Origin of the sequence: Azohydromonas australica DSM 1124 (assembly GCF_000430725.1) — a bacterium.
Classification (GTDB): Bacteria; Pseudomonadota; Gammaproteobacteria; order Burkholderiales; family Burkholderiaceae_C; genus Azohydromonas; species Azohydromonas australica.
In genome coordinates, this window is record NZ_KE387206.1 from 229951 (window position 1) to 251178 (window position 21228).

Here is a 21228-nt window from a genome sequence, read left to right on the forward strand (position 1 = left end):
GCCCGGCGCCGTGACTGCAGACTCCCGAGAAGCACAGGGCAGCGCACCGGTGGCCGAGGCTGAAACCAGCGGCAGTGGCCGCGGCCGCCGCGCCGCGATGCCGTTCATCCTGGTCACGGTGCTGATCGACATGATGTCGATCGGCCTGATCATCCCGGTGCTGCCCGCGCTGGTGGGCACCTTCACCGGCAGCGCGGCGGACCAGGCCTTCTGGTTCGGCGCGGTGAGCTTCGCCTTCGGCATCGCGAACTTCTTCGGTTCGCCGGTGCTCGGCGCGCTGTCCGACCGCTTCGGGCGCCGCCCGGTGCTGCTGCTGGGTTTCTGCGGCCTGGCGTTCAGCTTCTTCGCCACGGCGTTCGCCCCGGCGCTGTGGATCCTGGTGGCGGTGCGCCTGGTCAGCGGCGCGCTGCAGGCCAACGCGGCGGTGGCGCAGTCCTACGTCGCGGACATCAGCACGCCGCAGGAGCGCGCCAAGCGCTTCGGCATGCTCGGCGCCACCTTCGGCGTGGGCTTCATCCTCGGCCCGGTGACGGGCGGGCTGCTGGGGGACATCAACCTCCACCTGCCCTTCCTCGTTGCCGGCAGCCTGGCGCTGCTCAACACCCTCTACGGCCTGTTCGTGCTGCCGGAGTCGCTGCCCAAGGCCCACCGCCGGCCCTTCGAGTGGCGGCGCGCCAACCCGGTGTCGGCGCTGCGCGAGCTGCGCAGCCTGCGCGGCGTGGGCCCGCTGGTGACGGTGATGGCGCTGGGTGGCCTGGCGCAGTTCACGCTGCATTCCACCTGGGTGCTCTACACCGGCATGAAGTTCGGCTGGGGCCCGCGCGAGAACGGCTGGAGCCTGTTCGCCGTGGGCCTGATGTCGGCGCTGGTGCAGGGCGGGCTGATGCGCCAGCTGCTTAAGCGCCACACGCCGCAGAAGCTCGTGCGCATGGGGCTGATCTCCTCGGCGCTGAGCTACCTGGCCTGGGGCCTCGCGCCCGAGGGCTGGATGATGTACGCCGTCATCGGCCTGAACCTGCTGGGCTTCACCGTCAACGCGGCGCTGCAGAGCATGGTGTCCAACGCGGCGGACGACACGCGCCAGGGCCGCACCATGGGCTCCGTCGCCTCGCTCAACAGCCTGATGGCCGTGCTCGCGCCGATCACCGGCGCGGGGCTGCTGACCCTGGTGTCGCACCGCCCGCAGGGCGACTTCCTGATCGGGCTTCCCTTCTACTTCTGCGCGCTGCTGCAGGCCGTGGCCGCGGTCATCGCCTTCCGCCACTTCCGGCGCCAGCGCAGCGCCACCGCGGCCGCCTCCACGGCCGCCTGAGAGCACTCTCATGCACGACAAGATCCTCATCCTCGATTTCGGCTCGCAGGTCACGCAGCTCATCGCGCGCCGGGTGCGCGAGGCGCACGTCTATTGCGAGATCCATCCCAACGACGTCTCCGACGACTTCATCCGCGGCTTCGGCGCCAAGGGGATCATCCTGTCGGGCAGCCACGGCAGCACCTACGAGGACCACGAGCTGCGCGCGCCGCAGGCCGTGTGGGACTCGGGCGTGCCGGTGCTGGGCATCTGCTACGGCATGCAGACCATGGCCAGCCAGCTCGGCGGCAAGGTGGAGTGGAGCGACCACCGCGAGTTCGGCTACGCCGAGGTGCGCGCGCACGGCCACACGCAGCTGCTGCAGGGCATCGAGGACTTCACCACCGCCGAAGGCCACGGGATGCTGAAGGTGTGGATGAGCCACGGCGACAAGGTCACCGGGCTGCCGCCGGGCTTCAAGCTGATGGCCTCCACGCCCTCGTGCGAGATCGCCGGCATGGCCGACGAGGCCCGCCGCTACTACGCCGTGCAGTTCCACCCCGAGGTGACGCACACCCAGCAGGGCGCGGCGATGCTGAACCGCTTCGTGCTCGACATCGCCGGCTGCAAGCCCGACTGGGTGATGAACGACTACATCGAGGAGGCGGTGGCCCGCATCCGCGAGCAGGTGGGCGACGAGGAGGTGATCCTGGGCCTGTCCGGCGGCGTGGATTCGAGCGTGGCCGCGGCGCTGATCCACCGCGCCATCGGCGACCAGCTCACCTGCGTCTTCGTGGACCACGGCCTGCTGCGCCTGAACGAAGGCCGCATGGTGATGGAGATGTTCGTCGGCAAGCTGCACGCGAAGGTGGTGCACGTTGATGCCAGCGAGCAGTTCCTGGGCCACCTGACCGGCGTCACCGACCCGGAAGCCAAGCGCAAGATCATCGGCCGCGAGTTCGTGGAGGTGTTCCAGGCCGAGGCGAAGAAGCTCACGAACGCCAAGTGGCTGGCGCAGGGCACGATCTACCCGGACGTGGTGGAGTCGGGCGGCACCAAGACCAAGAAGGCCGTGACGATCAAGAGCCACCACAACGTCGGCGGCCTGCCCGAGACGCTGGGGCTGAAGCTGCTGGAGCCGCTGCGCGAGCTGTTCAAGGACGAGGTGCGCGAGCTGGGCGTGGCGCTGGGCCTGCCGCCGGAGATGGTCTACCGCCATCCCTTCCCGGGCCCGGGCCTGGGCGTGCGCATCCTGGGCGAGGTCAAGCGCGAGTACGCCGACCTGCTGCGCCGGGCCGACGCGATCTTCATCGAGGAGCTGCGCGGCACGCGCGACACGCACAGCGGCAAGAGCTGGTACGACCTGACCAGCCAAGCCTTCACCGTGTTCCTGCCGGTCAAGAGCGTGGGCGTGATGGGCGATGGCCGTACCTACGACTACGTCGTGGCCCTGCGCGCCGTGCAAACCACCGACTTCATGACCGCCGACTGGGCCGAGCTGCCTTATTCGCTGCTCAAGAAGGTCTCGTCGCGGATCATCAATGAGGTACGGGGGATTTCCCGCGTCACCTACGACGTTTCGTCCAAGCCGCCGGCGACGATTGAGTGGGAATAATTGGGCGGGGCGGCTGAAATAGTCGCTTGATGCCTGCAAAAGGCCGTTGACGATGGGATGTTAGCCCGGGGTCAACGGCCTTTTCTTTGGTGCATCCAAGAGGGCGTGAAGTCAGCTTCGTGCCCGTTGCAGTTATTCGACCCGCCATCGCGAATACCCCTTCGCAGCGGAAGCGGCCGTCCGACCAGGGTTTACAAACCGCGGCAGCCAACCAAAAGCGACTGTACTTCGACGTCTGCTCTCCAGCGTCGGCTATCCACCAGCACCATCAAATCCAAAACGTTGTGCTCAAGCTGGACCAGCGCCATCAACTGTCCATGCCAAGCCTTACACTGAGCAGTGCTACTCAAACATCGTTCTTAGAAATGGCAGACATAGGCCCAGATGGCAGCAATGAACCGCCAGTCAAAGTATTTCAAGCCAAACGGGCGAATTATGGCTGGCACGCCCTTTTGATCAGCCACCTCGCAGTCGGCGCAGTCACGGGCTTGGTGTTATGGGCATTGACGAACGTGTCTGCCTCGTTGCCTGCCGAAATTGTTGGCGCCTGCTTGTACATGACGATTGCCACCGCCTTAGGATGGTTGTTATCTCATGACGCTTACTCCTCGGCCAAGGCAAAAGCTATTTTTGCAATTTTGCTTGGTCTTGCCTTCGGGTTACTGGGTGCCCACGCAGGGCTGGCTACAGATGATGGTGGGAAATTCAGGCCGCCATTGGGGCACATGTTGGCCGCTTTGGTGGTTGGTTTCATCACACTGTCGTTGGCCGCTGGCTGGCGGCAGACAATACGGCGCTTTGATTACCCAATCCTCTTTCAATTTGCTTGGCGCAATGCGCTGCTCATTTTATTAAGTTGTGCCTTGACAGGCCTGCTGTGGGTCCTGTCGGTAGCCGCTGCCTGGCTCATGGAGAGCATCGGCATACGCCAGTTCAATGAAATCTTGGTTTCACCCGCATTCAGGATCATCCTGACGGCCTCTGCGCTTGGCCTGTCAACCGGACTGGTGCTAATTCTGGCCGACACAACGTCAAGCAGCATCAGCGGCTTGCTTTCGCTCATTAGCTGGTTTTTGCCGCTTGCTCAAGCCTTTGCGATCATCTGGATGGTGGCGCTACTTATCACCGGTGTTGAACCTTTGTTCGCAACACGCAGCGCCGCGTTCTACTTGCTTTGGTTTGCTTTGCTTGCGATCACATTCGTAAATGCCGCATTTCAGGATGGGCGTAAACCGCCAGTCTACCCTCCTTTCCTTGCTTCGGTCTTGCGCGCAGCTTGGATCACGCTTCCGGTACTCTGCGCTCTTGCCTGCTGGGCTCTTGCTCAGCGGGTTCAGCAACATGGTTGGACACAGGCTCGAATCTGGGCTGCAGTTGTGGCGCTGTTGATCACCATGCACGCAGTTGGATATGTCATTTCGCTAGTTTTCCGCAGGCGCGCATGGATGGCCACGATCGCACCGACAAACGTCGCAGCAGCACTTCTTGAAGTCGCTCTTGTGACAGCTCTGATCAGCCCCATTGCCGATGTGCGCATGCTTGCTGCGAATGATCAGGTGGCAAGGCTTCAAGCGGGGAAAGTTAAACTCGCCGAATTCGATTGGCAGTACCTCGCACGCGAGCAGCGTTATGGCCGCCCTGCGTTGGAGGCGCTCGCCACTCAGCAAGGTAGTACGTCGTACAGCAAAGATCTGGCAGCGCGCGCCAAACAGGCGTTAAACGATATTGTTCTAAACCCGAATATTCAAAATACGGCGAAGACAAAGAACGTCAAAATCGAAAATGTCGTTGTATTGCCAGTTGGTGCCAAGCTTCCCCCGGACTTGGTACATTGGCTAACCAAGACCCATATAGACTGGAATATTCAAGCGTGTCTTTCGCAGCCGGAGAAATGTGTCATCTGGCTTACTGATGTCAATGCGGACGCTCAGCAAGAAGCCCTGTTGTTGTGTGAGGAGGGAAGCGGCGTCCTCGCAACGATATATGGGAAAAATTCCAGCGGCTGGCGAAAAGAGGCTAGGGTCATCGGTTCCCAAAAGACGATCTCTGCGTGGCGAGCCGCCATTGAAGCAGGTCAGACTCGCTTGGTTGCGCCCCGATGGCCAGATTTAATGATAGGAGATGAACGGCTTGAAGTAATTGAGCATTGAAATGCTCATGCGTTTGTCTGTTGCCCCATAAGAACGACGACCGTCTGCTTCTTGGCAAGGATGACAGTTATGCGAGTGGCCACTACGGCACGAGTGGGCCGGAGATAATGCTCACGATTGAATGTCCTCTCCCAGCCTAGAACAGCCGGTAGGAAATAGCAGTCGTCCGACCGCAATTGGCCGAGGCTGTGTGAAAACGCGGCTACCAAGGCGCCTCGCAGAACGACGACCCGCTAGAACGCTCAAGGTGCGATTTTTTGGAGATCGCCAAGGGTCGAAGGACCCCCGAAAACGGCCGTCGATCGAATTTTCACACAGCCTCGGCCGATAGCTGTCTTCCATCAGGAAATCGCGGAGCGCAGGGGAGGCGGTTTATTTGGCGGTAAATCGTGATGTTTTTCCTTGACTAGGGGTTTGCGGCGTAGGGTTGCGGAAGTCGCGTTCATAACTTGTCTTGACTATCTCTGCAGGTTTGGCTCAGAAAACGGCCTTGCCTGCTGCACAGCAAAGGCCGTTCATCAACCAATGCTCAGCGAGACCGGAAATTGAGGATAGGTTGGAAATCTGGCTGAGTTTGTCGTGGACTGCTTCGTCGGTCCAGCAGGCCGCTTCCAGTGAAGGTTTGGGGCCAGCCTTTCAGTGAAGAATGTCAGGCTTCCGGGTGGCGAGACAATCTCTTCCTTTCTTGAAGCTGTCGCTCCAACACCCGCTGCTCCTCTCTCATGCCTCCTATCACCCCAGACAACCAAGCCATGCGCCTGGCCCTCGCCCAAGCCGAGCAGGCCTACCAGGCCGGCGAGGTCCCCGTCGGCGCCGTGATCCTGCTCAACGGCGAGCCCATCGCCTCAGGCTTCAACCAGCCCATCGGCCTGCACGACCCGACGGCGCATGCCGAGATCGTCGCCCTGCGCGCCGCAGCGCAGCGCCTGTCCAACTACCGGCTGCCGGAGTGTGAGCTGTTCGTCACCCTGGAGCCCTGCGCCATGTGCGCCATGGCGCTGATGCACGCGCGCTTCAAGCGCGTGGTGTTCGGCGCCACCGATCCCAAGACCGGCGTCGCGGGCTCGGTGCTGGACCTGTTCGGCTACCGCGAGCTGAACCACCACACGCTCATCGAGGGCGGGCTGCTGGGCGAGGAGTGCGGGGACCTGCTGCGGCGCTTCTTCCGCGAGCGGCGGGCGCAGCAGAAGGCACTTCGGGCGGCAGCGTTGGAGGCGGCGGGGGCGGCTGCAGACGGGGTGCCGCTGCATGCCGCCAAGCCGGGCGACTGAGGTCCTTCGGTGCGCCGGCCTGCCACTGACGAGACATTGAAAATCAGCGCGAAAAAGCAGCCGGCGCTGCTGCGAGTTTGTAAGGCGCCTAGGCGAGTATTTCTCTGAATGTTCCTGGGCGCTTTTCAAGCGGCCTGCTTGCGTTATAAGGACCAACGGTAAATCCTACCCCGGGCTCGCCGTTTGCCACAGCCTGCCGTCCCGCGAATATCCAGGTCCGGGCCGCCTTGGCGCAGTGAGCGCTGGCCCTCAGGCCCGGCGTTGGTCCAAGCGCCGCCACCCTTCGCTGAATTCCTGGTGTCCCAGGGAAACCCCGGTTCATGTCCTCTGTTCATCCCCATCTTTCCCATCCCAAATACCGACCCGATATCGACGGCCTGCGCGCGGTGGCCGTCATTTCCGTGGTGATTTTCCATGCCTTCCCCAGCGCGCTGGCAGGGGGCTTCATCGGCGTGGACATCTTCTTCGTCATTTCCGGATTCCTGATCTCGACCATCATTTTCCAGAACCTGGACCGGGGCACTTTCAGCTTCGGCGAGTTCTACGTGCGCCGCATTCGGCGCATCTTTCCAGGGTTGCTGCTAGTCCTGGCCGCGAGTTATGCCTTCGGCTGGTTCGCCTTGCTGGCCGACGAGTTCATGCAGCTGGGAAAGCACGTGGCGGGCGGGGCCGGTTTCGTGGCGAACTTGGTGCTGTGGAGCGAGGCCGGCTATTTCGACAAGTCGGCCGAAAGCAAGCCGCTGCTGCACTTGTGGAGCCTGGGCATCGAGGAGCAGTTTTATATCGTCTGGCCGCTGCTGCTGTGGATGGCGTGGAAGCGCAAATTCAATCTGCTGACGCTCACCGTGTTGATCGCCCTCGTTTCCTTCGCGCTCAACGTGCACGGCGTGCGCAAGGACCCGGTCGAAACCTTCTATTCGCCGCAGCGGCGTTTCTGGGAATTGCTGTGCGGCAGCCTGCTGGCGTGGCTGACGCTGTATCGGCAAGCGTCGCTGGCCGGCTTGCGCACGCGGCTGGACGGCTGGCTGGCGGCGGTTCTCTATCGCGAGCCTCGCGAGCACGACGGGCGCACGCTGGCGGCCGTGCTGTCCGTGCTCGGCCTGCTGCTGCTGGGCTACGGCTTCTGGCGCATCAGCGCGGCATCGCATTTCCCGGGCAGTTGGGCGCTGGTGCCGGTGCTGGGGGCGGTGCTGCTCATCGCCGCCGGGCCCCAGGCCTGGCTGAACCGCAAGGTGCTGGCCCACCCCGTCGTGGTGTGGTTCGGGCTGATCAGCTTCCCGCTGTATCTCTGGCACTGGCCGCTGCTCTCCTTCACGCGCATCGTGCGCGGCGGCGATCCGCCGTTTGCCGCCCGCACCATCGCCGTGGTGGTGTCCGTGCTGCTGGCCTGGCTGACCTACAGGTTCGTGGAAAGGCCCGTCCGCCTCGGCCCGCACGGTGCCGCCAAGGCGGGGGCCATGGCGTTGCTCATGGCGCTCATGGGGGGCGTGGGGTTTGCCACCTTTCAGGCGCAGGGCATCGATTCACGGTTCTCGCCCGAAGCCCGGTATCTCACGCAGCGCGTGGACTTTGATTGGAAGAATCAGGTCCGCTACAACGTCTGCCATTTGCAGGAGCCGGTGGACCTGAAGCAGAACGAAAGCTGCTATGAAAAAACCCGGCCGCTGATCGCCTTGTGGGGCGATTCCCACGCGGCCAGCCTGTATCCGGGCTTCAGGAAACTGCAGGCTGAACACCCCCTGGGCATTCTGCAACTCACGCAGGCCGGCTGTCCGCCGATACTCGATGTCGAGAAATTTTTGTTCTACGTGAAATGCAACGAGGTCAACCAGCGCATATTGCAGGATTTGCAGGCGGCGCGGCCGGAGGTGGTCATCATGCACGCGGCTTATCTGCACCTGGATTATCCGATGAGCAAGGAAGCGCTGTATGCCCGGTTTGCCGCCTCGCTGCAGCAGGTCAAGGCCAGGCTGCCACAGTCGCGGCTGGTGGTGATGGGGCCGGTGCCGCGCTGGAAGGACAGTCCGCAGAAAACGGCTTTTCTTTATTGGCGCCAAGTCTTGGACAAAACCGGCAAGGTGCCGGCGATGCTGCCGGCTGCGCAGTGGAAGGACGTGGACGAGAATCTGGCCCGCATCGCCCAGGACCATGGCGTCGAATATGTGTCCGTGCTGCAGATGTTGTGCAAGGGCGCGGAATGCCTGTCGCGCGTGGGCGAGGCGCCGGAAGATTTCGTGGCCATCGACGACGCGCATTTGTCGGCGCACGGGGCGGCGTATCTGGTCAAGAAAATGGAAGCCAGGTTGTTCGGACCTTGAGGTCATCCATGCCGCTCGGGGGCGATGGCGTCCCGGCTTCGCGGGCGAGTGGGCGCCGAGACCGCCGCTGGCAGGCGCCGGGCGGCTTGCCGGGCGCCGCGCTTTCGCGTTGTGCAAGGTGCGATGCCGCGCTCAGGGGAGCCGTTCCGCTCGGCTACGATCCCCTTCAATGAGTGCTCTCACCCTGTTTTCCCCCTCCGGCGTGGTCGCCAAGGCCACGCCGCTGCGGCGGGCCGTCAAGCGGCTCACGAACCTCGGCTTCGACGTCAGCGTGGACGAGTCCGCGCTGGCGCGCTTCCAGCGCTTCGCCGGCGACGACGACACCCGGCTCGCGGCGCTGCACCGCATCGCCGAGGCTGCACCCTCCATCGCGCTGGCCACGCGCGGCGGCTACGGCCTCACGCGGCTGCTGGACCGCATCGACTGGAAGCTGATGGCGCGCAGCGTGGAGCGCGGCACGCGCTGGGTCGGCTACAGCGACGTCACCGCGCTGCAGCTCGGCCTGCTGGCCCACGCCAAGGCCGAGAGCTGGGCCGGGCCGCTGGCGCTGGACGACTTCGGCAAGGAGGACGCGGCCGGCGGCCTCGACGAGATCACCCCGGAAGTGTTCTGCGAGGCCATGAACGGCGAGCTGGAGGCCGTGGGCTTTCGCACCGAGGCCGGCTTCGACGGGCTGGAGGCCAAGGGCGTGCTCTGGGGCGGCAACCTCACCGTGCTCGGCTCGCTGCTGGGCACGCCGCACTGGCCCAAGGTGCGCGGCGGCATCCTGTTCCTGGAAGACGTCAACGAGCATCCCTACCGCGTCGAGCGGATGCTGCTGCAGCTGCAGCAGGCGGGGGTGCTGCAGCAGCAGAAGGCGGTGCTCCTGGGCCATTTCAGCGACTGGAAGAAGTCGCCGCTGGACCGCGGCTACGGCCTGAAGCAGATGGTGGAGATGCTGCGCTCGGTCTGCGCCACGCCCATCCTCACCGGGCTGCCCTTCGGCCACGTCCCGACCAAGCTCTGCCTGCCCGTGGGCCGCAAGGTGACCCTCGTCGTGGACCGGCGCGACGTGTTCATCGGCTGGGAGCACACACACGCCCACGAGCCCCAGCACCAGGACGGCCACGAGCACGATTACGACTGCGGCTGCGATCACCCGCACTAGGGCCCGCGCCACGGGTTGAGGCGGGGGTGTTGGCCACTGCACAGCGGAGGAGCCGATGGCGCTGAAGGGGTTCACGGGACTGCGGTGCCTTTGGCGCCTGCTCCTGCCGGCGCTCACGGCGCTGCTGCTCCTGCCGCTGGCCGCCTGCGACAACAGCCCGTACCCGCGCGGCACCGCCCAGAGCAACACGCTGCTCAACGCCTTCCAGGAGCGCAGCCCGCGCTCGCTGGACCCCACCGTCTCCTACAACAACAACGAGACGCCCTACACCTACCAGACCTACGAGCCGCTCTACGGCTACCACTACCTCAAGCGGCCCTACGCGCTGGTGCCCAAGGCGGCCGAGGCCATCGCGGAGCCGCGGTACCTGGACGCGCAGCGCCACCCGCTGCCGCAGGACGCCGACCCGGCCCGCATTGCCTTCAGCGTCTACGACATCCGCATCCGCCCCGGCGTCCTGTTCGCGCCGCACCCGGCCTTCGCCAAGGACGAGCAGGGCGCTTACCGCTACCACGCCCTGAAGCCCGGCGAGCTGGGCAGCCGGCGCAGCCCGCTGGACTTCGAGCACCAGGGCACGCGCGAACTCTCGGCCGAGGACTTCGTCTACGCCCTCAAGCGCCACGCCAGCCCGCGCGTGGAAGCCTCGGTGTTCGGCGTGTTCTCCGAGCACGTGCTGGGCTTGAAGGCGTTCAACGCGCTGCTGCGTGCCGAGGACGCCAAGCTGCGCCAGGGCCTGCCGCCGTCGGCCCTGGACAAACCCTTCCTAGACCTGCGCCGTTGGCCGCTGGAAGGCGCGCAGGCGCCTGAAAAACACCTGCTGCGCATCACGCTCAAGGGCAAGTACCCGCAGTGGAAGTACTGGATGGCCATGACCTTCATGGCACCGGTGCCCTGGGAGGCCGATGCCTTCTACGCCCAGCCCGGCATGGCGGTCGCCGGGCTGAGCCTGTCGGCCTGGCCGGTGGGCACGGGGCCGTACATGCTGGTGGAGCGCATCACCGACCGCCGCCACGTGCTGCAGCGCAACCCCAACTTCCGCGGCGAGCCCTACCCGTGCGAGGGCATGCCCGGCGACAAGGAGGCCGGGCTGCTGGACGACTGCGGCAAGCCCATGCCCTTCATCGACCGCATCGTCTCCACCAACGAGCGCGAGAAGCTGCCGCACAAGGCGAAATTCATCCAGGGCTACTTGGACGTGCCGGAGATCGAGCGCCCGGAGTGGGGCATCGAGTTCCTCAGCGACATGCAGGACTCCGCCGACACGCGCCGGCTTTACGAGCAGCGCGGCTTCATCTTTCCGAAGTCGGTGGACATCAGCATCAATTACCTGGGCTTCAACTGGCGCGACCCCGTCATCGGCCGCGGCGACACGCCGCAGCAGCAGGTGAAGAACCGCAAGCTGCGCCAGGCGATTTCCATCGCCATCGACTACGAGGAGGGCTACGGCCGCATCTTCGTCAACAAGGCCGGCGAGGCCGCGCACGGGCCGCTGCCCGCCGGGCTGTTCGGCTCGCGCCACGGCACGGTGGAAGGCCACAACCCGGTGACGCACCGGGTGGTGGACGGCAAGGTGGTGCGCCGCCCCATCGAGGACGCGAAGAAGCTGCTGGCCGAGGCCGGCTACCCCGACGGGCGCGACGCCAGGACGGGCCGGCCGCTGGTGCTGTACTACGACTTCCAGCGCGTGCCCACGCCGGAGATCCGCGCCGAGCTGGACTGGCTCACGCGCCAGTTCGGCAAGCTGGGCATCCAGCTCGAAATCCGCGCCACCGACTACAACCAATTCCAGGAAAAGATGCGCAACGGCCGCGCCCAGATCTTTGCGTGGGGCTGGCTGGCCGACTATCCGGACCCCGAGAACTTCCTGTTCCTGCTCTACGGTCCCAACGCCAAGGCGGGCCACGACGGCGAGAACGCCGCCAACTACGAGAACCCCGAGTACGACCGGCTCTACAAGCGCATGCAGTCGCTGGACGACGGCCCCGAGCGCCAGGCCGTGATCGACCGGATGGTGGACATCGTGCGCGAGGACGCGCCCTGGGCCTTCGGCGTGTTTCCCTACGCCGCCGCCGCCTTCCAGCCCTGGGTGCACAACGGCAAGCCCAGCCTGCTGGTGCGCGACATGGCCAAGTACTACCGGCTGGACACGTCCGTGCGCGCCGAGCGCTGGGCCGAGTGGAACCGCCCGCGCTGGTGGCCGCTGCTGCTGCTGCCGCTGGCGCTGCTGGCGCTGGCGTGGCGGCTGCGCACGCAGTGGCGCGCGAAGGAGTCGGCCGAGGGCCGCAGCGGCGAGGCGCCGGCGCGTCCGGCGGCCGGGGAGGGCGTAGCGTGACCAACGCGATCCTGCGGCGCGTGCTCTACGCGGTGCTGGTGCTGGTGGGCGTCAACCTGATGACCTTCCTGCTCTTCTTCACGCTCAACACGCCCGACGACATGGCGCGGCTGAACATCGGCGGGCGCCGGGTGAGCGCCGACCAGATCGAGACCTGGAAGGCCGTGCGCGGCTACGACCAGCCGCTGCTGTGGAACGAGCAGGCGCAAGGCGCCGAGAAACTCACCCGCACCGTGTTCTGGCAGCGCTCGGTGTCGCTGCTGTGGCTGGACTTCGGCCGCTCGGACTCGCAGAGCGCGGTGGACATCGGCCAGGAGATCCGCACGCGCATGCTGGTGAGCCTGCAGCTGGCGGTGCCGATATTCGTCCTGCAGCTCATCGCCTCGGTCGGCTTCGCGCTGGTGCTGGTGTTCTTCAGGCACTCGCGCATCGACTTCTGGGGCGTGGTGCTGTGCGTGCTGATGCTCTCGATCAGCAGCCTCTTCTACATCATCGTCGGCCAGCTGCTGTTCTCGCGCATCCTGAAGCTGGTCCCGATCTCCGGCTGGGCGCCGGGGCTGGACGCGGTGAAGTTCCTGGTGCTGCCGGTGGCCCTGAGCCTGCTGGCGCGCCTGGGCGGCGAGGCGCGGCTCTACCGCGCCATGCTGCTGGAGGAGGTGGGCAAGGACCACGTGCGCACCGCCCGCGCCAAGGGTTTGAGCGAGCCCGCCGTGCTGGTGCGGCACGTGCTGCCCAACGCCATGATCCCGATCCTCACCAGCGCCGGCTCGTACCTGCCCTACGTGTTCCTGGGCAGCCTGCTGTTCGAGAGCTTCTTCGGCATTCCGGGGCTGGGCGCCTACGTGGTGGACGCGATCTCGGCGCAGGACTTCGCCGTCGTGCGCGCCATGGTGTTCCTGGGCTCGCTGCTCTACGTGGCGGCGTTTCTCTTGATCGACATCGCCTACACCTGGGTCGATCCCCGGGTGCGGCTGGAGTAGCGCCGTGCCGAAGCTCGTGCTGCTGTGGACCGACGCCGTGCTGTGGCTGCTGGTGGCCGCGCTGGCCTTCTACGGCTGGCGGCTGCGGCGGCTTCCTCCCCTGCGCGCGCCCTGGCGCCGCATGCTCCACGACGCGCCGGCGCTGTGCGCGCTGATCGTCTTCGCCGTGTTCGCCGTCGTGGCGCTGCTGGACAGCGTCCACTTCCGGCGCGCGCTGCCGCCCACGGCCGGCGGCGAGGTCTTCTACGCCACGCGCACGGAGAGCCTGCTCGACGAGCTGCTGGCGCGGCCCATCGCCATGCGCGAGTCCAGCTACTCCGCGCCGCTGGCGGTGGTGGCCTTCAACCGCCAGAGCGTGGAGCAGGGCGGCACGGTGCTGCGCACCTTCCCGCGGCTGCAGCACGGCGGCGCTCACCTGGCAGACCCGGAGGCCGAGCGCGCCGGCGACATCGCCCATCGCGCGCTGGCCGGCGCCGCGGGCGGATTGACCGTGGCGGCGGGCCTGTTCGCGCTGACGGCGGGGTGGCGCGCGCGGCGCAAGGGCATCCCGTGGCGCTGGGCCCTGAAGGACGTGGTGCGCGACCGCACCCGCGTGCCGCTGCGCGCTGCGCTGCTATGCGCCACGGCGCTGTGCCTGCTGGCCGGGGTGGTGATCGCGCTGATGGGCCACTACCACGTGCTGGGCACGGACCGCACCGGCAACGACGTGCTGGTGCAGGCGCTCAAGAGCGTGCGCACGGCCTTCGTGATCGGCAGCCTGGCCACCATCGCCACGCTGCCGTTGGCGCTGGTGCTGGGCATCGTCTCGGGCTACCTGCGCGGCTGGGCGGACGCGGTGATTCAGTACGTCTACACCGTGCTGTCCGCGGTGCCCAACGTGCTGCTGATCGCCGCCTGCGTGCTGATGGTGCAGGTGTTCATCGACCAGCATCCGGAGCTGTTCGCCACCGGGGCCGAGCGCAGCGACCTGCGGCTGTTCCTGCTGTGCCTGATCCTGGGCCTGACGGGCTGGGCGACGCTGTGCCGGCTGCTGCGCGCGGAGACGCTGAAGCTGCGCGAGATGGAGTACGTGCAGGCGGCCACGGCCTTCGGGCTGCCGGCGGGGCGGATCATGCTGCGCCACATCCTGCCCAACACGCTGCACCTGGTGCTGATCACGACGGTGCTCGATTTCTCGGCGCTGGTGCTCTACGAGGCGGTGCTGAGCTACGTGGGCGTGGGCGTGGACCCGTCGCTCAACAGCTTCGGCGGGATGATCAACCTGGCCCGCAGCGAGATGAGCCGCGATCCGCTGGTGTGGTGGAGCTTCACCAGCGCCTTCGTCTTCATGCTGGCGCTGGTGCTGTCGGCGAACCTGCTGGCGGACGGCGTGCGCGATGCCTTTGACCCGCGGGCGCGGGCGTTGAGGGTGAGGAAGGCGTGAGGGGCAGGCGCATGGCTGGCTGGGGAAAGTTGGCGCGCTGCTGTATCCCGTCAGCCGATGCGCCAGGCACCCCACTTCGTCATGCCCGCGAAGGCGTACTGGGGCCCGGGAAAATTTCCAGACCGTCGCATCTCGTAAGCCAAGCCGCTTCGCCCTCTACTTCGTCACTCCCGCGCAGGCGGGAGTCCAGGCGGCCCCCAAGCCGGCCGCAAGTTGATCGGGCGGAACGCCGAGGACTGGCGCTTGGTTCGCTGTGCCCGGGCTTCGTGCTGACGTGGGGCCGCCTGGATTCCCGCCTTCGCGGGAATGACGAGGTAGTTGTCGGTGCAGGTCAGCTTCCGGCCAACAACGGGCATCAACCATGAGCAACCTCCCGCCCAGCCCCGTCACCACCCCCTCCAGCCACCTCGAAGCCCACGCCCTCGACGTCCTCATCGACACCGACTCCGGCAGCCTGGCCGTGGTGGACGCGCTGACGCTGTCGCTGGCGCAGGGCCAGACCGTGGCGCTGGTGGGCGAGAGCGGCTGCGGCAAGAGCATCACGGCGCTGGCGCTGATGCGGCTGCTGCCCGAGGCCGGGCGCATCGTCGGCGGGCAGGTGAAGCTGGACGGGCAGGACCTGCTGGCGCTGCCCGAGTCCGGCATGCGGGCGCTGCGGGGCAAGCGCATCGGGATGATCTTCCAGGAGCCCGCGACCAGCCTGGACCCGGTGATGACGGTGGGCGACCAGCTCGTCGAGGCCATCGAGCGCCACCTGCCGCTGCGCGGCAACGCGGCGCGCGAGCGGGCGCGGCAGTGGCTGCAACGCGTGGGGCTGCCGGAGCGCGCGTTCGAGAGCTACCCCTTCGCGCTCAGCGGCGGGCAGAAGCAGCGCGTGATGATCGCCATGGTGCTGGCGACCGAGCCGGACTACCTGCTGGCCGACGAGCCCACCACGGCGCTGGACGTGACCGTGCAGGCGCAGGTGATGGACCTGCTGCGCGAGCTGCAGCGCGAGCACGGCCTGGGGCTGCTGCTGATCACGCACGACCTGGCGCTGGTCTCGGGCTTTGCGCAGCAGGTGGCGCTGATGTACGCCGGGCAGCTGGTGGAGCTGGCGCCGGCCGAGGCCTTCTTCCGGGCGCCGGCGCATCCGTATGCGCAGGCGCTGCTGCGCGCGCTGCCCGATGCACGGCGGCGCGACGAGCCGCTGGCGGCCATCGCGGGCAGCGTGCCGGGGCTGTCGGAGCGGCTGAGCGGCTGCCGCTTCAAGCTGCGCTGCCCGCACGCCAGGCCGGCGTGCAGCGGCGCGGTGCCGCTGTACCAGCCCGATGCGGGCCGGCAGGTGCGCTGCGTGTTGTACGCGCCCGGCGCGGTGCCGCCGTCGCCGCGCGAGACGGCCGAGGCGCTGGCGGCGGCTGTCCGGAAGACGCCGGACGAGGCAGTGCGGGGCAGCGCGGCCGGCACGGTGCCCGCGGGCGGAGCGTCGGCGCCGTCGCGAAGCGAGTCAGCCGCGCCGCCGCTGCTGCAGGTCCGCAACCTGTCGGTGGGCTTCCCGGTGCGCAAGGGGCTGTTCCGGCGCGTGGTGGGGCACGTGGAGGCCGTGCGCGAGCTGAGCTTCGACATGCGCGCCGGCCGCACGCTGGCGCTGGTGGGCGAGAGCGGCAGCGGCAAGACCACCACGGGCAAGGCGATCGTGCAGTTGCTGCGGCGCCAGGCGCGGGTGACGGGGCAGGCGCTGCTGGACGGGCGCGACCTGTTCGCGCTGGAGGGCAACGAGCTGCGCGCCGCGCGGGCGCAGGCGCAGATCGTGTTCCAGGACCCTTTCGGCTCGCTCAACCCGCGGCTGCGCGTGGCCGAGCTGCTGGAGGAAGGTTTACGGGCGCTGCTCCCGCAGCTGGGCTCCGAGGAGCGGACGGCGCGCGTGGAGGCGCTGGCGCGCCAGGTGGGCCTGCCCGCCGATGCGTTGCGGCGCTGGCCACACGAGTTCTCGGGCGGGCAGCGGCAGCGCATCGCGATCGCGCGCGCGCTGGCGGTGCAGCCCCGGCTGCTGGTGTGCGACGAGCCGACCTCGGCGCTGGACGTGTCGGTGCAGGCGCAGATCCTGAACCTGTTGCGCGAGCTGCAGCAGCGCCTGGGGCTGGCCTACCTGTTCATCACGCACAACATCGGCGTGGTGGGCTACCTGGCGCACGAGGTGGCGGTGATGCAGGCCGGGCGCATCGTGGAGCTCGGCCCGGCCGAGCAGGTGCTGCAGGACCCGCGGCACGAGTACACGAAGAGCCTGCTGGCGGCGGTGCCGCGGCTGGTGGTGCCGGCTTGACGGCTGGCTGAGGGACTGGCGCGCATGGCGGGCGGTAGCGATGCAACCCTCGTTGCGCGCGCAGCCGTGCCCCCTGAAGTGTTCGATTACTTCGGCGGCATCCGGATCGCGCCGTCCAGGCGGATCGTTTCGCCGTTGAGCATGTCGTTGGTGACGATCTGGTGCACGAGCTTGGCGTAGTCGGCCGGGCGGCCCAGGCGCGCGGGGAAGGGCACGCTGGCGGCCAGCGCGTCCTGCACCTCCTGCGGCATGGCCTCCAGCATCGGCGTGCCGAAGATGCCCGGGGCGATGGTCACGCAGCGGATGCCGTGGCGCGCCAGGTCGCGCGCCAGCGGCAGCGTCATGCCCGCCACGCCGGCCTTGCTGGCGGCGTAGGCGGCCTGGCCGATCTGGCCGTCGAAGGCCGCCACGCTGGCGGTGTTGATGAGCACGCCGCGCTCGCCGGTGGGCTCCGGCTCGTTGGCGCACATGGCCTCGGCCGCCAGGCGGCACATGTTGAAGGTGCCCACCAGGTTGACGTTGATGACCTTGGAGAAGAGCCCCAGCGCGTGCGCGCCTTCCTTGCCCACCACGCGCGCCGCCGGCGCGATGCCGGCGCAGTTGACCAGGCCCACCAGCTTGCCCAGCGACACGGCCTGCTGCACCACGGCGCGGGCGTCGGCTTCCTGGCTGACGTCGCACTTCACGAAGCTGGCGCCCAGCTCCGCGGCCAGCGCCGCGCCCTTGTCGAGCTGCAGGTCCGCCAGCACGACCTTGGCGCCCTCGCGCGCGAGCATGCGCGCCGTGCCTTCGCCCAGGCCCGAGGCCGCGCCGGTGACGATGAAAACCTTGCCTGCGATGTCCATGTCCGTCTCCTTGTGTGATTTCAGGGTTCGCTTGCCAGTGACGTATGCCGTCCGTCCCCGGGGACCGGAGGATGAACGGCGCCTGCCGCGGGATGGCAGGCAGGCGTGAAAAAGCCGCCCGGGGGCGGCTTTTCTACAACGCTTGCGAGCCTCAGGCGCCGAGGGCTTGCAGGGCGCGGCCGGTGATCTCGTCCACCGAGCCCTGGCCGCTGATCTTGGCGTAGCGCGGGGCCTGCGCGTCGCCGGTGGCAGACCAGCTGGCGTAGTAGTCGACCAGCGGACGGGTCTGGCTCTGGTAGACCTCCAGGCGCTTGCGCACGGTCTCTTCCTTGTCGTCGTCGCGCTGGATCAGCGCTTCGCCGGTCTCGTCGTCCACGCCTTCGGCCTTGGGCGGGTTGAACTTGACGTGGTAGGTGCGGCCCGAGGCCACGTGCACGCGGCGGCCGGCCATGCGCTCGATGATGGCCTCATCGGGCACGTCGATCTCCAGCACCACGTCCAGCTTCACGCCGGCGTCGCGCATGGCTTGCGCCTGGGGAATGGTGCGGGGGAAGCCGTCGAACAGGAAGCCGTTGGCGCAGTCGGACTGGGCAAGGCGGTCCTTGACCAGGCCGATGATGATCTCGTCGCTGACCAGACCGCCAGCGTCCATCACCTTCTTGGCTTCCAGGCCCAGCGGGGTACCGGCCTTCACGGCAGCGCGCAGCATGTCGCCCGTGGAGATCTGCGGAATACCGAATTTCTTGCAGATGAAGGCCGCTTGCGTGCCTTTGCCGGCGCCCGGTGCGCCCAGAAGAATCAGTCTCATGGCTTCCTTGCTTGAATTGCTTGAATGTTTGAGGGCCCCTTTGGGAAAGGCGCCTGTTCCCGGCCAGGGCGGCCGTGTTGTCTCGATCGAGAATAACACGCAGGTCTTTTCGCCAAGCTGACGCCGCGCAAGCGAAAAGACCTGTTGGGGCCTGGATTTCGCGTGACGCCCGTCACGCGATCGGCTCACCGGCAAAGGGGTCGTCAGGGGTTCGTCAGCATGGGCGGGCTCAAGCGCTGAGCCCGTGGCGCGCCCGCGATGGGCGCACTGCGCTCAACCGCCGGCCAGCAGCGCGCGCACGCGCTCCAGGTCTTCGGGCGTGTCCACGCCGGGGCCGGGGGCGCGCCGCGTCACGTGCACGGCGATGCGCTCGCCATGCCACAGCACGCGCAGCTGCTCCAGCGATTCGATGCGCTCCAGCGGCGAGGTTTCCAGCATCGGGAAGCGGCGCAGGAAGCCGGCACGGTAGGCGTAGAGGCCGATGTGGCGCAGCGGCGCCGGGCTCGGCAGCGCGGTGGGCGGCACGGCGTCGCGCCAGAAAGGCACGCTGGCGCGGGTGAAGTACAGCGCGCGACCCGCGGCGTCGAGCACCACCTTCACCACGTTGGGATTGCGGAAGTCGGCTTCGCTCTCGATGGCGTGGGCGGCGGTGCCCATCACGCAGTCGTCGCGCACGCGCAGCAGCTTGGCGCAGCCGTCGATGAGCGCGGGGTCGATCAGCGGCTCGTCGCCTTGCACGTTGACCACGATGTCCTCGCCGTCCAGGCCCAGCAGCGTGCAGGCCTGGGCCAGGCGGTCGCTGCCGTTGGCGTGGTCCTTGGCGGTGAGCACGGCCTCGACGTTGTTGCGCGCGCAGGCCAGCAGGATGCGGTCGTCGTCGGCCGCAACCACCACGCGGCGCGCGCCGGAGAGCGCGGCGCGCTGCGCCACGCGCACCACCATCGGCAGCCCGGCGATGTCGGCCAGCGGCTTGTTGGGCAGCCGCGTGGAGGACATCCGCGCCGGGATCAGGACGGTGAAGTCCTCGTCGCGCACGACGCTCATACGGCCGCGGCGTCGTCGGGGGTAGGCGCCATCGGGGCCGGCACGTCCAGCGCGCGGGCCTCGGTTTCGAGCATCACGGGCAGGCCGTCGCGGATGGGGAAGGCCAGCCGGTCGGCCGGGCAGACCAGCTCGCGCGGCTGCAGCTGCGTGTCGCGCTGCAGCTCCAGCGGGCCTTTGCACACCGGGCATACCAGCAGTTCGATCAATCGGTGGTCAAGGCTCATGGGGTACGGAAGGTGATGCGGGAAGCAGCCGGGCCAGCTCGGCCACGAAGCCGTCGGGGAGGGCGAAGTCTAGCGCCACGACCCACACGCGCGACCCGGGGCAGCGCGCCGCGTCGAGCTTGATGGCGTCCTTCTCGGTCAGCACCACGTCGGGCGTGCCCGGCGGCCAGGGCAGCGTGGCGTAGTCGTGATGGTCGGGCACGGGGCAGGGCGTGAGGCTCAGCCCCTGAGCCTGCAGCATGTCGAAGAAGCGCTGCGGCGCGCCGATGCCGGCCGCGGCCACCACCGCCCGCCCGCGCAGGGCGTGCAGCGCTTGCAGGCTCGGCGGCTCACCGGCCCACCAGCCGGCCAGCTCCACCGCGCCGGCCAGGCGGCGCTGCGCGCACCAGCCCGGCAGCGGCGTGCTGGGCGCCGCAGCGTTGTAGAGCACCAGGCTGCGCGGCGGCACGGCCTCGGGCAGCCGCTGGCGCAGCGGTCCGGCGGGAAGGGGCAGGCCGTTGCCGGCGCCACGATCGTCGAACACGATCACCTGCGCGTTGCGCGCCAGGCGCCAGTGCTGCAGCCCGTCGTCGGCCAGCAGCAGGTTCACTTCGGGATGCGCCGCGCGCAGCGTGCGGGCGGCGGCCAGCCGGTCGCGGCCCACCACCACCGGCGCGCCGCTGCGCAGGTGGATCAGCAGCGGCTCGTCGCCCACCTCGCGCGCGGCGCTGTCGCGGCGCACGGCCGCCACGGCGGCGCCGTCGCGGCCATGGCCGCGCGAGATCACGCCTGGCGTCCAGCCCCCCTTGCGCAGCGCGTGCACCAGCGCGATGACGGTGGGCGTCTTGCCCGCGCCGCCGACGATGAGGTTGCCCACCACCACCACCGGCAGACCGGTGCCTTCAGGCGCGGTGGCGCGGCGCCGGCGCTCGGCCAGCGTCTCGTACAGGGCGGAAAGGGGTTGCAGCAGCCGCACGCCGGCCGTGGGCGATGCTTGCCACCACTGGCGCTGCAGCCAGTCGCCCGCGCGCGCCAGGACGCCGCTGGGCTTGGCCTCAGTGCTGCGCACCGGCCTGCGTGGCGAAGGTGAGCCTGGAGAGCCCGCTGCGCCGCGCGGCGTCCAGCACGTTGACCACCGACTGGTGCGCGGCCGTAGCGTCGGCGCTGATGATCACCATAGGCTGGTTCAGGCCCTGCGCGGCGGTGCGCAGCTCGGCGGCCAGCACTTCCACGCTGCGGCCCTCGACGGGACGCTGGTTGATGGCGTAACGGCCGTCGTGGGCCACGGCCACGATGATCTCCTGCGGGCGCTGCGGCAGCGGCTGCGTGCCGGCCACGGGCAGCGTCACGTCCAGCGCCGTGAAGCGGCTGTAGGTGGTGGACAGCATCAGGAAGATCAGCACCACCAGCAGCACGTCGATGAACGGGATGAGGTTGATCTCCGGTTCCTCGGGCCGCGGCTTGCGGAAGTTCATCGCGCGTTCTCCGGCGGCTTCAAT

At 67.8% G+C, this 21228-nt stretch carries 16 protein-coding genes; 10 read left to right on the forward strand and 6 right to left on the reverse strand.

The features are described from left to right. The first annotated feature begins 10 nt into the window (after positions 1-10). From H537_RS0126930 to H537_RS0126975, 10 genes are all read left to right on the forward strand, one after another. Positions 11-1312: an MFS transporter gene (locus H537_RS0126930; RefSeq protein ID WP_238446813.1), complete on the forward strand. Its 1302-nt coding sequence runs from the start codon at positions 11-13 to the stop codon at positions 1310-1312. Positions 1313-1322: 10 nt separating this feature from the next. After that, positions 1323-2906 carry a glutamine-hydrolyzing GMP synthase gene (gene guaA, locus H537_RS0126935; RefSeq protein WP_029000344.1) on the forward strand — a complete coding sequence of 528 codons (1584 nt, stop codon included), beginning with the start codon at positions 1323-1325 and terminating at the stop codon, positions 2904-2906. Between the two features lie 119 nt (positions 2907-3025). After that, positions 3026-5056, forward strand: coding sequence for a DUF4153 domain-containing protein (locus H537_RS51565; protein ID WP_156901955.1), 2031 nt, complete (start codon positions 3026-3028; stop codon positions 5054-5056). A gap of 752 nt (positions 5057-5808) precedes the next feature. Next, positions 5809-6327 (forward strand): tRNA adenosine(34) deaminase TadA, encoded by a 519-nt coding sequence (gene tadA, locus H537_RS45710; protein ID WP_051243300.1) that lies wholly within the window; start codon positions 5809-5811, stop codon positions 6325-6327. A gap of 320 nt (positions 6328-6647) precedes the next feature. Continuing rightward, entirely contained in the window at positions 6648-8645 is a 1998-nt protein-coding gene (locus H537_RS45715; protein WP_084150965.1) for an acyltransferase family protein, read from the forward strand. Between the two features lie 169 nt (positions 8646-8814). Then, positions 8815-9792 (forward strand): LD-carboxypeptidase, encoded by a 978-nt coding sequence (locus tag H537_RS0126955; protein WP_029000345.1) that lies wholly within the window; start codon positions 8815-8817, stop codon positions 9790-9792. Between the two features lie 55 nt (positions 9793-9847). Then, positions 9848-12124 (forward strand): ABC transporter substrate-binding protein, encoded by a 2277-nt coding sequence (locus tag H537_RS0126960; protein WP_051243302.1) that lies wholly within the window; start codon positions 9848-9850, stop codon positions 12122-12124. Continuing rightward, entirely contained in the window at positions 12121-13104 is a 984-nt protein-coding gene (locus tag H537_RS0126965; RefSeq protein ID WP_029000347.1) for an ABC transporter permease, read from the forward strand. The genes H537_RS0126960 and H537_RS0126965 overlap by 4 nt, the downstream gene beginning before the upstream one ends. A 4-nt stretch (positions 13105-13108) precedes the next feature. Next, on the forward strand, positions 13109-14527 hold the full coding sequence (locus H537_RS0126970; protein ID WP_029000348.1) for an ABC transporter permease: 1419 nt from the start codon (positions 13109-13111) through the stop codon (positions 14525-14527). A 361-nt stretch (positions 14528-14888) separates the two neighbouring features. After that, positions 14889-16829 carry an ABC transporter ATP-binding protein gene (locus tag H537_RS0126975; protein ID WP_051243303.1) on the forward strand — a complete coding sequence of 647 codons (1941 nt, stop codon included), beginning with the start codon at positions 14889-14891 and terminating at the stop codon, positions 16827-16829. 86 nt (positions 16830-16915) lie between these two features. Here the strand turns inward: H537_RS0126975 and H537_RS0126980 are convergent, their stop codons facing one another. The 6 genes from H537_RS0126980 to H537_RS0127005 all read right to left on the reverse strand — a co-directional run bounded on the left by H537_RS0126980 (position 16916) and on the right by H537_RS0127005 (position 21204). Further along, complete coding sequence (locus tag H537_RS0126980; RefSeq protein WP_029000350.1) at positions 16916-17674, reverse strand: 3-hydroxyacyl-CoA dehydrogenase; 759 nt, start codon at positions 17672-17674, stop codon at positions 16916-16918. A gap of 151 nt (positions 17675-17825) precedes the next feature. Further along, positions 17826-18482, reverse strand: a complete 657-nt coding sequence (adk, locus tag H537_RS0126985; protein WP_029000351.1) for an adenylate kinase — start codon at positions 18480-18482, stop codon at positions 17826-17828. Between the two features lie 273 nt (positions 18483-18755). Next, complete coding sequence (gene kdsB / locus H537_RS0126990; protein ID WP_029000352.1) at positions 18756-19526, reverse strand: 3-deoxy-manno-octulosonate cytidylyltransferase; 771 nt, start codon at positions 19524-19526, stop codon at positions 18756-18758. Continuing rightward, on the reverse strand, positions 19523-19750 hold the full coding sequence (locus H537_RS0126995; protein ID WP_029000353.1) for a Trm112 family protein: 228 nt from the start codon (positions 19748-19750) through the stop codon (positions 19523-19525). The genes kdsB and H537_RS0126995 overlap by 4 nt, the downstream gene beginning before the upstream one ends. Further along, the gene (gene lpxK / locus H537_RS0127000; RefSeq protein ID WP_064736052.1) at positions 19740-20798 is read right to left on the reverse strand and encodes a tetraacyldisaccharide 4'-kinase; all 1059 of its coding nucleotides are present in this window, start codon (positions 20796-20798) and stop codon (positions 19740-19742) included. Before lpxK ends, H537_RS0126995 begins: the two co-directional genes overlap by 11 nt. Continuing rightward, the gene (locus tag H537_RS0127005) at positions 20785-21204 is read right to left on the reverse strand and encodes an ExbD/TolR family protein (RefSeq protein ID WP_029000355.1); all 420 of its coding nucleotides are present in this window, start codon (positions 21202-21204) and stop codon (positions 20785-20787) included. Before H537_RS0127005 ends, lpxK begins: the two co-directional genes overlap by 14 nt. Positions 21205-21228: the final 24 nt, after the last annotated feature.

What these genes read in the sequence shown, in the direction of transcription:
- tadA (WP_051243300.1), top strand. Translation starts at nt 5,809, where the DNA reads ATGCGCCTGGCCCTCGCCCAAGCCGAGCAGGCCTACCAGGCCGGCGAG.
- H537_RS45715 (WP_084150965.1), top strand. Translation starts at nt 6,648, where the DNA reads ATGTCCTCTGTTCATCCCCATCTTTCCCATCCCAAATACCGACCCGAT.
- H537_RS0126995 (WP_029000353.1), bottom strand. Translation starts at nt 19,750, where the DNA reads ATGAGCCTTGACCACCGATTGATCGAACTGCTGGTATGCCCGGTGTGC.
- adk (WP_029000351.1), bottom strand. Translation starts at nt 18,482, where the DNA reads ATGAGACTGATTCTTCTGGGCGCACCGGGCGCCGGCAAAGGCACGCAA.
- H537_RS0126975 (WP_051243303.1), top strand. Translation starts at nt 14,889, where the DNA reads ATGAGCAACCTCCCGCCCAGCCCCGTCACCACCCCCTCCAGCCACCTC.
- H537_RS0127005 (WP_029000355.1), bottom strand. Translation starts at nt 21,204, where the DNA reads ATGAACTTCCGCAAGCCGCGGCCCGAGGAACCGGAGATCAACCTCATC.
- guaA (WP_029000344.1), top strand. Translation starts at nt 1,323, where the DNA reads ATGCACGACAAGATCCTCATCCTCGATTTCGGCTCGCAGGTCACGCAG.
- kdsB (WP_029000352.1), bottom strand. Translation starts at nt 19,526, where the DNA reads ATGAGCGTCGTGCGCGACGAGGACTTCACCGTCCTGATCCCGGCGCGG.
- H537_RS0126960 (WP_051243302.1), top strand. Translation starts at nt 9,848, where the DNA reads ATGGCGCTGAAGGGGTTCACGGGACTGCGGTGCCTTTGGCGCCTGCTC.
- H537_RS0126980 (WP_029000350.1), bottom strand. Translation starts at nt 17,674, where the DNA reads ATGGACATCGCAGGCAAGGTTTTCATCGTCACCGGCGCGGCCTCGGGC.
- H537_RS0126955 (WP_029000345.1), top strand. Translation starts at nt 8,815, where the DNA reads ATGAGTGCTCTCACCCTGTTTTCCCCCTCCGGCGTGGTCGCCAAGGCC.